Genomic DNA, 14366 nt, shown 5'->3' on the forward strand with positions numbered 1-14366 from the left:
ATGCCAGCTTTAACATTTATTAAATGTTAAAACGATAGCGTTCGGCTGCTAACTGAACATACTTGTCTTTATAATTCCGGTTGACAACAGTACGAAAGTAATCTTTAGATATTTTGTCACTCTCTTTATTTAAAATGAGGTATCTGGCAAGGGCTGTCATGATTGCCAGCTGCATGAACGGGTTTTCTGAATTGAGCCATTCTTCCGCTAATTCAAGTAAATCCGAGCGTTTATATAAATAAAGCGAACCTAAATAACCGGCAATTTCAAAATGGAGACAGTGAGGTGCTAATTGCGTAATTTTTTCTTTATTTAAATCTTGAGGGAAAAGCAGGCAGGCCACGATTTGCTCTTCTCTTTGTCCTTGATTCCATAACAAAAGGGCCAATTTTTCATCGGGCGGATAAGCTGCTGCCAATTCTTTCAGGGAAACGTAACTGGCACCGATCTGATGATCGGTATTAGCGCCGATGTCTTGCAGGCTATCGATCGTCCCTCCGCTTTGAAGACGACGGATACGTGAAAGTATTTGCTGAAAAACTGCGTTCGTATGTGGGTCTATAATACTGAAATCCATGTTTTACTGTCTTTTTTCACTTATTGGTCATCAAATATCCCAGTCCGGCAAAAAGTATGCCTAAAATGAGGCTCAGTCCGATATTTAATGAAAATAAACCATATGCCTTATTGCTTAGTAATTGCAGATTTTCGAATGAGAAGGTGGAAAAGGTAGTAAAACTACCACAGAATCCTACGGTAAAAAAGAGACGATAGACCGGAGCAGGATGGGAAGTGAAAAAACCACTTAACAAACCGAGTAAGAAACAACCGGCGATATTTACAATAAAAGTTCCCCAAGGGAAGCTTGAGGGAAATAGATGCCGGCTCCACTCAGAGATAAAATAACGTGAAACCCCTCCGACTATAGAACCCAGGCCTACAAAAATTATGTTTTGCCACATGATTTCTTTTTTTACAAAGTAAAAAAAATTAAAGAAGATTCTGAAATAAAACCGGATAAAATAAAAAATGTTTATATTTATTCGCCTTATAAATTGTAAAATAAGAATATTTAAAGCTGTGAAAATGAAACGATTGAAATTCTTGTTGCTGAGTTTTGTTTTGGGATGTGCTATGCTTGCCGGAGCTCAGACACCGGAAGTATTTCCTTTATGGCCCCAGGGAGTAAAAGAGAATAATGGCATTAAAGTGGACTGTACGGTAGATGATCAGGGCGGAATTTCGAACAATAGTACAGCAGAACTGTTGGTTTTTCATCCTGATCCTGCTAAAAATACGGGCAAGGCTGTTTTGATTTGTCCGGGAGGTGGTTATACTTATCTGGCTATGGGATATGAAGGTGAAGAATTTGCACAGTGGCTGGTGAAGCAGGGGATTACAGGTATCGTATTGAAATATCGGATGCCTAACCAACATGATCGTATACCGATGACCGATGCTTTGCGTGCGATGAAGTGGGTAAGGAGCCGTAGTGAGGAATGGGGTATCGATCCGGCGAAAGTTGGAATTGCCGGATTTTCTGCAGGCGGGCATTTGGCCTCTACCGTGTCGACGCATTTCGATAGTGGAAAGAGCGGAACAACCGACCGTTTGGAGCAATATAGTTCCCGGCCTGATTTTCAGATTCTTTTTTATCCAGTGATCTCCATGACTGCCGGGTTGACACATAGCGGTTCTCGTGAAGCTCTGTTGGGTAAGAATCCTTCTGCCGAAGCTATTGCACAATACTCGAACGAACAACATGTTACTGCCAAGACCCCACCTGCACTTTTATTTCATAGCGATGACGATACAGTGGTACCTTCGATGAATAGTGTCGTATTTTATCAGGCTTTGAAAAAGAATAAAGTGCCTGCTGTATTGTATATTTTTGATAAAGGCGGGCATGGCTGGGGAATGCGGAATAATTTCGAATACCATAACCAGTGGACTAATTTGTTGGCCAATTGGCTGAAAAAGATCTGAGCCCTGATATTTTGAACTGCCGGGTTGGGGGAGAAAGTCCCGTTGGCTTTTATTTCAATCGTTTATTACGTAACAAAAACTGATTTATTGCGTTATATAGCCATACATAAATAAAGTCTAATTGTTAAAATATTTATTATGGCTGCTAATATTGGTTTAAATGAAGGTATGGTGAGAGCCAGCAAAACAGTATTGAATAATTTGCTGTCCGACCATTTTGTGTTATTGGCAAAGACGTGGAATTACCATTGGAATGTCAAAGGGGTAAGTTTTCATTCTTACCATGTTTTCATGGAAGATTTGTATAATGGGTTGATTGAAGATATTGATGCTATTGCAGAACGTATCCGTTCTTTGGACGAACGTCCCATCGGTTCGTTGGCCGGTTATCTGGAGCACAACCGCATTAAAGAACATTGTGAATCGGAACCTCTGCCCGAAGCTAAACAGATGTTGGCTATCCTGAGTCAGGACAATGATACGTTAATTCGTGAAATCCGTAAGGACATCGAACAACTCGAGAAAGAAGAGGATACCGATGATGCCGGTACGACAAATTTCCTGGAAGATATGATCGAGAAAAAGGAAAAAACGGCTTGGATGATCCGGGCATATCTGGAGAAATAATTGTTCGATTGTATTGTTGTATATAAAAAGGTAGAAGTTGCCGTACGGGTGTGCTTTTACCTTTTTTGTTTTTAAGGAAGAATTGACAACAGTTCCGGTGAAATTGCCATCTCCCGGATTGACCATGGCCATTGTACAGGCTCCTGGTCCTGACCAATTCTGCCGGACGAATAGCTGTTACTGGGGATGAAAAACTGGACCCGGATTTCCACACGACGAAGTTTGCTATGGCTTTTTTTATTTCATCCCTCCGTTTTATACATCTGTCAAAGAAGCGGATATTAGTTTTATATCGGCAAGTTTGTACGGGAACTGCCTTCCGGACGGAGACTTGGATACTTCCCTTATCCGCATGCAGGCTTTTGGTCCGATGTTCCTTACGAATTATTGATATTCATAAGCGCACCTACGGTGCCGGTGAAAAATCTCAATCAGAACCATAGGTGTGCTATCAAAAAAGGAACGATTCCGTCGATTAGAAAGCTCTAGGGCTGACACGAATCAGTTTGGGAGAACTCTCTTTTCCTGAGCAGGACGATGTTTTCGACGTGATGAGTGTGTGGAAACATGTCGACCGGTTGAACAGCTATAACTTCGTAGGCAGAATCCATCATTTGCAAATCTCTGGCCTGGGTTGCTGAGTTACAGCTGACATAGACAATACGTTCGGGAGAGGCTTGAAGGATCGTTTGGACTACATCCGGATGCATGCCTGCGCGGGGAGGATCGGTGATGATAATATCCGGTTGTCCATGTTTACTTATGAATGAAGCATTCAGCACGTCTTTCATGTCTCCGGCATAAAAAATAGTGTTATCTATGTGGTTGATTGCTGAATTGACTTTAGCATCTTCGATTGCTTCGGGAACATATTCTATACCGATCACTTTCCGGGCCTGACGGGCGATAAAATTGGCGATCGTTCCTGTTCCTGTGTAGAGATCGTAGACAGTTTCCTGCCCGGTTAAACCTGCCAATTCGCGTGTTTTGCTGTATAGATTATAGGCTTGTTCGGAATTAGTCTGATAGAAAGATTTCGGACCGATCTTGAATTTCAGACCTTCCATTTCTTCAAAGATATGATCCCGGCCATGAAAACAGAACATATCCTGATCGGTTAGGTTATCGTTCAGTTTTTCGTTGATCACGTACATCAGGGAGGTGATTTGTGGGAATTGCCGGACAAGCGTTTCCAATAATTGTTCGCGTGCTCCAGTATCTTCATGTCCGAAGGCGAGGATAACCATGATTTCCCCTGTCGAGGCAGTTCGGATGATCAGGGTGCGCAGGAAACCTTGCTGGGCCCGGATATCGTAAAACGAAAGACCTTTTTTCAGGGCATAAGTTTTGATGAAATTCCGGATTTCGTTGGAAGACGATCCTTGCAGGCAGCAATGATCGATATCTACCACTTTGTCGAACAGTCCCGGCACATGAAATCCTAAAGCCGGAGTACGCTCTATATCCGCTTCCCTGCTGATTTCTTCCCGGGTGAGAAAGCGCTTATTCGAAAATGTAAACTCTAGCTTGTTGCGGTAATAGAGTTGGCGGGCAGATCCGATGATCGGATAAACATTTTGTAGTTTTATTTTTCCGATGCGTTGCAAATTGTCGTTGATTTCCTGCTGTTTGAATTCCAGTTGTTTTTCGTAAGGGAGATTTTGCCATTTGCATCCTCCGCAAATGCCGAAATGGGTACAAGCCGGGGCTATACGTAAGGCCGAGAACCGATGGGTATGGGTGACTATGCCTTCCATAAAATTTTTACGTTTTCGGGTGACTTGAACATCAACAATATCTCCCGGAAGCGTATTCGGGACAAATAACACTTTTTCGTCGATATAAGCAATGGATTTACCTTCCGCTGCGATTTTTTGTATTTCTACTTTTTCTAACAATGGTTTTTTACCTCTTCCCACTTGTATTCAGCTTTTATAATGGTTTATTTTATTCATGCTTTAACGAGTTTCGGATAGTAAGATATTTTTCAATTCTTGTACTCCTTCGGAAGCTCCTTTTTCAATCAGGTGATAGCCCATCCGGTGTGCTTGTTGAGGAATCTTAGGATCGATAACGAAGACCGGAATACCTTCGGGGGCATAGTGCAACAGACTGGCTGCCGGATAAACGGCCAGTGAAGTACCGATAATGACGAAAATATCTGCCTGACGAACCAGATCGGTTGCCGGTTCGATATTGGGTACTGCCTCTCCGAAGAAAACTACATGAGGACGTAACAATGAGCCGTCTTCACAACGGGTCCCTGGTTTCAGTTCCCAGCCTTTCAGGTCGTAAATCGAATCGGGATTTTTACTGCTTCGCACTTTCTTCAGTTCTCCATGCAAGTGTAGAACATGCTTACTACCGGCACGTTCGTGCAAATCGTCGATATTTTGGGTGATGATCCGGACATCGAAATAATTTTCCAACTCGGCTAGGCCCTTATGACCGGCATTGGGTCGGGCTTCGTAGAGCTGTTTTCGGCGCTCATTGTAAAAATGGTTTACTAATTCCGGATTACGTTCTAATGCTTCAGGGGTACAAACATCTTCGATCCGGTAATTTTCCCATAAACCGTCGCTGTCCCGGAAAGTTTTGATTCCGCTCTCTGCGCTCATGCCTGCTCCTGTTAATACAACCAGTTTCATCATAATTCCCATGTTTTATGTGCACAAAGGTATCATTAAAATTTCAGAATACAGATTTCTCTACTTGTAAATTATCGGAAGGCATCCAACAAGTCAAATTTTTTGACTTGTTGGAATTAACTGAAAGTTCACTTATCAGAGTTCCGGAAGAACCTGCCGGTCAGGCTTGAAAAGCGACTCATCTGTCCGGTAGGATTTATTGAAATCCTCTCGTTTTTGGGTCAATATTTCCTTTTTACTTCAACTCAGCTAATTGAGCTTCGATAGCGGCAATTTTAGCTTCTGCATCAGCTTGTTTTTTACGTTCGTTGGCCACTACCTGTTCGGGAGCACCGTTGACGAATTTTTCATTACTGAGTTTTTTCAGCACTGAAGTCAGAAAACCACGGGTATAGTTTAATTCTTCTTCCAGTTTGGCTTTTACTTCGGCTGTGTTTACTTCACCTTGTGCCGGAATAAAATATTCGACGGTATCGGCGATAAAACTCCAGGCTTCTTTGACCGGTTCGTTAACCAATCCGATCTGACCGATATTTCCCATTTTACGGATGATACTATCGAAGGAAGCCGGATAACGTTCGTTCTTTTTTACCTTCAGCTCCAGGGCATCTTTGAAAGCGATATTATTTTGTTTCCGGATATTTCTTATACCTACGATGATATTTTTTACCGCTTCAAAGCGTTGCAGATAACTCTCGTCATAACTTGTCGCCTTCGGGAGTCGTGAAATCATGATACTTTCACCGTCTTGCCGTTCGCGTAAGGTTTGCCAGATCTCTTCTGTTATAAATGGCATAAACGGATGCAGTAATTGCAACAGTTGCTCGAAGACATTCAGCGTCTCCTCATACGTTTTCCGATCGATAGGCTGGCCGTACGCTGGTTTGATCATTTCCAGTAACCAGGATGAAAATTCGTCCCGGAACGTGGTGTATACCGTCATCAGTGCTTCGGAGATCCGGTATTGGTCGAATTGGGTATTCAACGTTTCGTTTACTTTTCCCAACAGGTGGTTGAACCATTCCAACGCCAAACGGGAATGGGCCGGTTGGTCGATGGAGGCTACCTCCCAGGATTTTACCAGTTTGAAAGCATTCCACATCTTGGTAGTGAAATTACGGCCTTGTTCGGGCAGACTTTCATCGAACAGTAAATCACCTCCTGCCGGAGCACATAATAACATCCCTACCCGTACCCCATCTGCTCCGTATTTGTCGATCAAATCCAACGGATCAGGAGAATTTCCCAGGGATTTAGACATCTTACGGCCTAATTTATCCCGTACGATACCGGTGAAATATACATTTTTGAACGGCATTTTCCCTTCGTATTCATAACCGGCCATGATCATACGAGCCACCCAGAAGAAAATGATGTCCGGGCCGGTCACCAGATCGTTCGTGGGATAGTAATAATTGATTTCCGGATTTCCGGGATGGTTGATTCCGTCGAATAAGGAAATAGGCCATAACCAGGAAGAAAACCAAGTGTCGAGACAATCTTCATCTTGTCGTAGATCTGCAATGGTCAGATTCGAATTATGACTTTTCTCCCGGGCTAAGCGTAAAGCTTCCTCTTCGTTATAAGCGACGACATACCCGCCTTCAGGCAGATACCAGGCCGGAATCCGGTGGCCCCACCAAAGTTGACGGCTGATACACCAGTCTTTGATGTTTTCCATCCAGTGTCTGTAGGTATTTTTGAACTTAGAAGGGAAGAAACGGATATCGTCGTTCATCACCGGCGATAAAGCGATCTCTGCCAGATGTTCCATTTTCAGGAACCATTGCATAGATAGTTTCGGCTCGATGGGCACATTGGTCCGTTCCGAAAAACCGACATTATTGGTGTAAGGTTCCACTTTCTCCAGTAACCCTGCTGCTTGCAGATCTTTTTCTATCTGCTCCCGTACGTCGAAACGATCCATGCCGACATAAATTCCGGCCTGCTCGCTGATCGTACCGTTGTCATTGAAAATATCGATAGAAGGCAAATGATATTTTTCACCTAACATATAGTCGTTGACGTCATGAGCTGGAGTTACTTTTAAACAGCCTGTACCGAATTCAATATCGACATATTCGTCTTCGATAACCGGTATCGTGCGCCCGACCAAAGGAACGATCACCTTTTTTCCCCGTAAATGCTGGTTTTTAGGGTCTTTGGGATTGATACACATAGCAGTGTCTCCCATGATGGTCTCCGGACGGGTGGTCGCTACCAGGGCATAACCGTCTTCGCCTTCTATTTTATAACGGAGATAGTATAATTTACTATGCTCTTCTTTGTAAACCACTTCCTCGTCGGAAAGAGCGGTCAGTGCTTTCGGATCCCAGTTGACCATACGTACTCCCCGGTAAATCAGTCCCTTGTTGTAAAGGTCGACAAAAACTTTCAGTACACTTTCACTTCGTTCTTCATCCATGGTAAAAGCAGTACGATCCCAGTCACAGGAAGCTCCCAGGCGTTTCAATTGCTTGAGGATGATTCCGCCGTGTGTATGCGTCCAATCCCAGGCGTGTTTTAAAAATTCATCCCGGGTCAGATCGGTTTTTTTTATTCCTTCACTTTGAAGCTTGCCTACTACTTTGGCTTCTGTGGCTATCGAAGCGTGGTCCGTGCCAGGCACCCAGCAAGCATTTTTCCCTAACAGACGGGCCCGGCGTACCAAAGCATCCTGTATTGTATTGTTCAGCATGTGCCCCATGTGTAGAACTCCGGTGACGTTAGGAGGAGGGATGACGATGCAGTAAGGTTCTCTGCTGTTATCTACTTCCGAATGGAATAGTTTATGATCCATCCAGTACTTGTACCATTTCTCTTCGCTTGCTTTCGGATTGTAATTTGTAGCAATCATGCCTGAAATTTTAGATTTAAAATGATAATAAAAAGGCTGCAAATGCAGCCTTTTCTTATTCTTCTGATTTTTTGATTCGTCTTCCTTTTTTCTTTTGAGCTTCCATCGCTGATTCGAGATCTGCTTTTTGCATGCTGCCGTCATAGTCACAGATATATTTGTCAATCAGGATTCGTCCGCAATACTCACACACGATGATTTTTTTCCGGGAACGGATATCCAATTGCCGCTGTGGCGGAATTTTATTGAAACAACCTCCACAAGCATCCCGGTCGACGGTGACGACTGCCAGACCGTTGCGGGCATTGTCGCGGATCTTCCGGTAGGCTGTCAACAAACGCTCTTCGATATTCTGAGATAATTCTTCGGATTTTTTGATCAATGCTTCTTCATCTTTGTGGGTTTCGGCGATGATGTCGTCCAGTTCCGCTTTCTTCGCTTCTAAATCTGCTTTCTTTTCTGTATATTGTTTGTTGGAAATTTCCAGATTTACCTCTTTTTCGGCTTTCAGTTTTTGAGCTTCCCGGATTCTTTTTTGCTGTAATTCGATTTCCAGTTTCTGAAATTCGACTTCTTTGGTCAGGGCATCGTATTCCCGATTGTTACGGACATTATCCAATTGCTCTGAATATTTTTTTATCAGCTCTTCCGACTTGGTGATTTCCTGTTTTTTGTTTGTTACACTTTTGTCAGCTTCACTGATTTCATTTTTCAAATTTTCAAGACGGGTTTCCAGACCGGCGATTTCGTCTTCCAAGTCCTGAACTTCAAGAGGCAATTCCCCTCTTAATGTCTTGATTTTATCGATCTCGGTATCAATGCGTTGTAGCTCGTAAAGATGCTGCAATTTTTCTTCGACAGAAAGTTCTTGCAGTTTTTCGTTGTTTGTTGCCATATTTATAAAGTAACTCTAATTTATTTTTGAACCATCAGAGGAAGAAACACCCTATTATAAATAATGTATGGGATTTGTTTCGACCTTCGAAAACTGAATCGCAAAGTTAGATATTTTTTTTGTAACTAACTCATAAAAAATCTCTTTTGTGAACTGTTCGCTTTCATAATGCCCGATGTCTGTCAGGATCAACCGATTTTCTGCCTGGAAGAAATCGTGGTATTTGTAGTCTCCGGTGATATATATATCGGCTCCCTGTGCTATTGCGGCCGAAGTGAGGAAGGCACCGGAACCGCCGCAGACGGCTACTTTCCGGATCTGAGATTTACAGATTGCAGTGTGACGGACGACTTTACAACGGAAAGTCTTTTTTACCTGTTGCAGGAAAGTCAGACTATCGGCTGGCTCGGCGAGTTCGCCGATGATTCCGAAACCCGTTACAGGATTGGTATTATCCAGGTTAACGATGTTCCATACCGGTTCTTCATAAGGATGTACCTTCAGTAAAGTCTCTATGCTTTTGGAGAGGAGGTATTCAGGGACCGTAATTTCGGTTTTTATCTCTTCCTCCCGGTGAAGGGTCCCGATCACTCCGACATAGGGATGACTGCCTGCCTCGGCGTGAAAGGTGCCTTCTCCTTTCTGGTTGAATGAACAGTGACTGTAATTACCGATGTGGCCTCCGCCTACTCCTAATACGGCTTGTCTTACTTCTTCTGCCTTTGAAACAGGCGTGTAGAAGCACAGGCTGAATAATTTACCGCCCGGTTGCAGGATTTTCCGGTTTTGTAATCCCAGTTTGTCGGCCATTCTGCCGCTGACACCGTGTAATACGGCATCCAGATTGGTATGTGCGGAGTAGATATTGAGGTTGTGCCGAATGGCTTTGATGAGGCAACGTTTTACATAGCTGTCCGGACGCAGATTTTTTAATCCCTGTATAGTGAGCGGATGGTGGGAGATGAGCAGATCATGTCCTCCCTGTACGGCTTCGTCGATTACTTCTTCGGTAATATCCGTGCTTAACAGAACCGAATGTATTTCGGCTTCCGGATTGCCACAGATGAGTCCGGCATTATCGTAACTTTCCTGTAAACTCAAAGGAGCGAAGTCCTCTAAAATAGAGAGGATGTCTCTGACATATAGGGGCCGTTGCTGGTTTTGCATGTCTGTACTTGGGACTGTAAGTCCTGATTATTGTAATTGGTCTTTAATCTGAAGTAATTCTTCCTTGATTGCTTTCAGGCGTTTTACCACTTCGAAGTTGGTTTCGGTTTCCGCTTTGTTTTCCCGTAATTTCATCTGAGCACCTTTGAGTGTCATGCCTTTTTCTTTGACCAGATGATAGATCAGGTGAAAATTGTCGATATCTGCCTTGGTAAACTGGCGGTTGCCTTTTTTGTTTTTATGTGGTTTGATGACGTCGAATTCTTTTTCCCAAAAACGAATCAGTGAGGTATTCACTCCGAACATATCGGCGACTTCACCGATTGAGTAGTATACTTTTAATGGTTGTTTCTCCTGTTCCATAATCTGAGGTATAAAGTTGCCGCTTAATCCATGGTTTGCCCGTTATTGTTTGCTTCTGTTACGAGTTTATCATATTCATCGGCTGTTAAATCGTTGAAATAATAGTTAATCGGATCGACAGGAATGCCGTTTTTCTTTACTTCATAATGAATATGAGGCCCGGTAGACATCCCTGTATTACCCATATATCCGATGATATCGCCACGTTTGACTTTTTGGCCTGCTTTAACATTGTAAGCGCTCATATGAGCGTAAAGGGTTTGATAATTGAAGCCGTGGTCGATCAATACGCATTTTCCATAACCTTGATGAATTTCTGCATATACGACTTTTCCGTTTCCCGTTGCATAGATCGGCGTACCGACGGCTCCGGAAAAATCCATCCCGGCATGGAGTTTTACCGTTTTATAAATCGGGTGCATCCGATAGCCGTAGGAGGAAGAAAAACGGGTACTCGGATCTTTAAGTGATACGGGTAAGATGGCCGGTATCGATGCCAGCATTTCGATCTTATTTTTCGCCAATGTTTCTATTTCATCGTACGATTTACTTTGGATATAAAGCGCTTTCGATAATTCATCCAGTTTTTTGCTGGTATTGATGATCAATTCGGCATTGTCCATGTCTTTCAAGGACTCATACCGGTTTACTCCTCCCGAACCTGCCCGGCGGATAGAAGCGTCGATCGGTTCGGACTCGAATATCACCCGATAGATATTGTCATCCCGGGTTTCCAGATTTTTCAATACCTCGTCCATACGCTCCAATTCGTTGTTCAGAATATGATATTGAGCCAGTATTTCTTCTTTTTCTCTTTTCAGCGCCTTTTCTTTCGGAGAATCGACGATAGCGGAAACAATCAAAAAGATGACCAGGGCCAGGGATAAACTGGAAAAGAATTTTACGACCAGCGACCATAGTTTCTTTTTTACGGAGACATGTATTCTATCATAAGACAGTGTTTCGGGATTAAAACGATAACCTGTTTTCGCCATTTTTTATTATAAAATTGATAATTTTCGATGCAAAGTTAAAGAAATAATCTAATTTTGCAATTCTATTTTGCGTCGATACGGGAGAGACAGTCTTGGGCAGGTTCAGGACGTGGAAACACAATCCCGTTTTTTAATTGTACTTCTGAGTACAAAAAACGATAGTTACAACTTGTTCATTAAAAAAATATGAAATCAGCAGAGATCAGACAAAAGTTTCTGGATTTTTTTGAAAGTAAGGGACATACCATCGTCCCTTCGGCACCCATGGTGATTAAGGACGATCCTACGTTGATGTTTACAAACGCAGGAATGAATCAGTTCAAAGATATTATTCTTGGGAATATCAATCCCAAACACCGGCGTGTCGCGGACTCGCAGAAATGTCTCCGGGTTTCCGGAAAACACAACGATCTGGAAGAGGTAGGACACGATACATACCATCATACGATGTTCGAGATGCTGGGGAACTGGTCGTTCGGTGATTATTTCAAAGAAGATGCGATTGCTTTTGCCTGGGAATTCCTGACCGGAGTTATGGGACTGGATAAAAACCGGTTGTACGCTACTGTCTTTGAAGGAAGCAAAGAGGACGGACTGGAAGGAGATGCAGAAGCCCGTAAAATTTGGATGAATTATTTGTCCGAGGATCGAATCCTCTTCGGCAATAAAAAAGATAATTTTTGGGAAATGGGGGATATGGGACCTTGTGGGCCTTGTTCTGAAATCCATATCGACCTCCGGCCCGAGGAGGAGAGAAAATTGAAATCCGGTCGTGAACTGGTGAATCAGGATAATCCACTGGTGATCGAAATCTGGAACCTTGTATTTATGCAATACAACCGGAAAGCGGACGGAAGTCTGGAAAATTTGCCCAATCATCACGTGGATACAGGAATGGGATTCGAACGGCTTTGTATGGCTGTGCAAGGAAAAACTTCTAATTATGATACGGATGTTTTTACTCCAATCATCGATGAAATATCCCGGCTTAGCGGTTTGAAGTATGGGGTGTCACACGATGCCGATGTGGCTATGCGGGTGATTGCAGACCATTTGCGTACTATTTCTTTCTCTATTACAGACGGGCAATTGCCTTCGAATGTGAAAGCAGGTTATGTGATCCGCCGGATCTTGCGGAGAGCGGTGAGATATGCTTATACTTACCTGGATCAGAAGGAAGCTTTCATGTACCGGTTGGTGCCTGTTTTGATAGAAGTGATGGGAAAACATTATCCGGAATTGGTCGCTCAGCAAGAATTGATTGAAAAAGTGATACGGGAAGAAGAAAATGCCTTCCTGAGGACATTGGATAAAGGTATCAAATTGCTGGATCGGATTATCGAGAAAACTAAAGCAGAAGATTTTCTGACGATTCCCGGTAATGTTGCTTTTGAATTATACGATACTTATGGATTCCCACTCGATTTGACCGAGTTGATCTTGCGGGAGAAAGGGTTGGTGGTTAACCGCCGGGAATTCAAAGCTGAAATGGAAGCCCAAAAAGAGCGTTCCCGTTCAGCATCTTCTGTAGATACGGACGATTGGATCGAATTGATCGACGACGATGTTCAGGAGTTCGTAGGATATGATTATACCGAGGTGGACGTGAAAATCACCCGCTATCGGAAAGTAGTTACCAAGAACAAGACCCTCTATCACCTGGTATTCAATATTACTCCTTTCTATGGAGAAGGAGGAGGACAGGTAGGAGATAGCGGAGTACTGATCGGAGAGAAAGAGACTATCCGGATTATCGATACTAAGAAAGAAAATGGACTGACCATTCATTTGGCGGAGAAGATGCCGGAGGATGTAACCCAGACTTTCATCGCGAAAGTGGATGAACATAAGCGGGTGCTGACCGCTAATAATCACTCGGCTACTCACCTGCTGGATTATGCTTTGCGGAAAGTGTTAGGAAAGCATGTCGAACAGAAAGGTTCTTATGTGAGTGACGAGCATTTACGGTTCGATTTTTCACATTTCCAGAAAGTGACCGATGAAGAACTGGCCGAGGTTGCTGCCATTGTAAACCGGTTGATCCGTATGAATATTCCTTTGGAAGAACATCGCAGTGTCCCTATGGCTAAGGCACAAGCTATGGGAGCTTTAGCTATTTTCGGGGAAAAATATGGCGATCTGGTCCGGGTGATCAAGTACGGGGAATCTGTCGAACTGTGTGGAGGTACACACGTTCCGGCTACCGGACAAATTGGTTTTTTCAAGATTCTGTCTGAGAGTTCGGTTTCTGCCGGTGTGCGTCGTATCGAAGCGATCACAGCCGATAAAGCGGAAGAGTACATCAATAACTCTTTTGCTATCATCCGGGAAATGGAGAAAATGTTCAAATCCAATAAAAATTTGATGGAATGCGTAAAGAATGTTTTGGAAGAGAACGAAGGATTAAAAAAGGAAACTGAAAAATTTGCTAAAGAAAGCTTACGTTTATTGAAAGAACGGTTGAAAAACGAGAAAAAGGTATACCGGGATATCAATCTGATTATTACGAATTTGTCTATCCCCGCAGCTCAAGCGAAAGATATCGCTTTTCAACTGAAAGGGGAATATGAAAAAGTGATTTTCATTGCGGGAGGTGTAAATGCCGGGAAGCCTCACCTGACCGTGATGATCAGTAATAGTATAGCAGAAGACTACGGGTTGAATGCCGGTCAGATCGTGCGTGAAGCTGCTCAGGAAATAAAAGGTGGCGGAGGCGGACAACCTTTCTTCGCAACTGCGGGAGGGGCCTATCCGGAAGGAATAGAAAAAGCCATCGAAAAAGCAGAAAAGTTAGTGATGCATAAAATTAATGTAGATTAGTTTCAATA

The 14366-nt window shown here is 43.2% G+C and carries 12 protein-coding genes; 3 read left to right on the forward strand and 9 right to left on the reverse strand.

Annotation, left to right across the window (positions count from 1 at the left end; translation table 11 throughout):
- Positions 1-19: 19 nt before the first annotated feature.
- Positions 20-577 (reverse strand): DNA alkylation repair protein, encoded by a 558-nt coding sequence (locus tag WS34_RS06415; RefSeq protein ID WP_046403831.1) that lies wholly within the window; start codon positions 575-577, stop codon positions 20-22.
- Between the two features lie 16 nt (positions 578-593).
- Entirely contained in the window at positions 594-962 is a 369-nt protein-coding gene (crcB, locus tag WS34_RS06420; protein ID WP_013612103.1) for a fluoride efflux transporter CrcB, read from the reverse strand.
- Positions 963-1086: 124 nt separating this feature from the next.
- Between crcB and WS34_RS06425 the strand changes: the two genes are divergently transcribed.
- A complete protein-coding gene (locus WS34_RS06425; protein ID WP_046403834.1) occupies positions 1087-1986 on the forward strand; it encodes an alpha/beta hydrolase in 900 nt (299 codons plus the stop codon).
- Positions 1987-2124: 138 nt separating this feature from the next.
- Positions 2125-2613, forward strand: a complete 489-nt coding sequence (locus tag WS34_RS06430; RefSeq protein WP_013612101.1) for a Dps family protein — start codon at positions 2125-2127, stop codon at positions 2611-2613.
- A gap of 485 nt (positions 2614-3098) precedes the next feature.
- Here WS34_RS06430 and rlmD read toward each other — a convergent pair whose 3' ends face one another.
- The 7 genes from rlmD to WS34_RS06465 form a co-directional block, all read right to left on the reverse strand.
- Positions 3099-4532: a 23S rRNA (uracil(1939)-C(5))-methyltransferase RlmD gene (rlmD, locus tag WS34_RS06435; RefSeq protein WP_013612100.1), complete on the reverse strand. Its 1434-nt coding sequence runs from the start codon at positions 4530-4532 to the stop codon at positions 3099-3101.
- A 39-nt stretch (positions 4533-4571) separates the two neighbouring features.
- Entirely contained in the window at positions 4572-5264 is a 693-nt protein-coding gene (locus tag WS34_RS06440) for an SIR2 family NAD-dependent protein deacylase (RefSeq protein ID WP_046403854.1), read from the reverse strand.
- A gap of 232 nt (positions 5265-5496) precedes the next feature.
- A complete protein-coding gene (locus tag WS34_RS06445; RefSeq protein ID WP_046403836.1) occupies positions 5497-8118 on the reverse strand; it encodes a valine--tRNA ligase in 2622 nt (873 codons plus the stop codon).
- Between the two features lie 55 nt (positions 8119-8173).
- Positions 8174-9013, reverse strand: a complete 840-nt coding sequence (locus WS34_RS06450; protein WP_013612088.1) for a zinc ribbon domain-containing protein — start codon at positions 9011-9013, stop codon at positions 8174-8176.
- A 54-nt stretch (positions 9014-9067) separates the two neighbouring features.
- Positions 9068-10180 (reverse strand): Nif3-like dinuclear metal center hexameric protein, encoded by a 1113-nt coding sequence (locus WS34_RS06455; RefSeq protein ID WP_046403840.1) that lies wholly within the window; start codon positions 10178-10180, stop codon positions 9068-9070.
- Between the two features lie 27 nt (positions 10181-10207).
- A complete protein-coding gene (locus WS34_RS06460) occupies positions 10208-10543 on the reverse strand; it encodes a MerR family transcriptional regulator (protein WP_013612086.1) in 336 nt (111 codons plus the stop codon).
- Positions 10544-10566: 23 nt separating this feature from the next.
- On the reverse strand, positions 10567-11538 hold the full coding sequence (locus WS34_RS06465; protein WP_013612085.1) for a M23 family metallopeptidase: 972 nt from the start codon (positions 11536-11538) through the stop codon (positions 10567-10569).
- Positions 11539-11724: 186 nt separating this feature from the next.
- On the opposite strand from WS34_RS06465, the gene alaS reads away from it, so the two are divergent.
- Complete coding sequence (gene alaS, locus WS34_RS06470; RefSeq protein WP_046403841.1) at positions 11725-14358, forward strand: alanine--tRNA ligase; 2634 nt, start codon at positions 11725-11727, stop codon at positions 14356-14358.
- Positions 14359-14366: the final 8 nt, after the last annotated feature.

Origin of the sequence: Odoribacter sp. N15.MGS-14, assembly GCF_000980245.1 — a bacterium.
GTDB classification, from domain to species: Bacteria; Bacteroidota; Bacteroidia; order Bacteroidales; family Marinifilaceae; genus Odoribacter; species Odoribacter splanchnicus.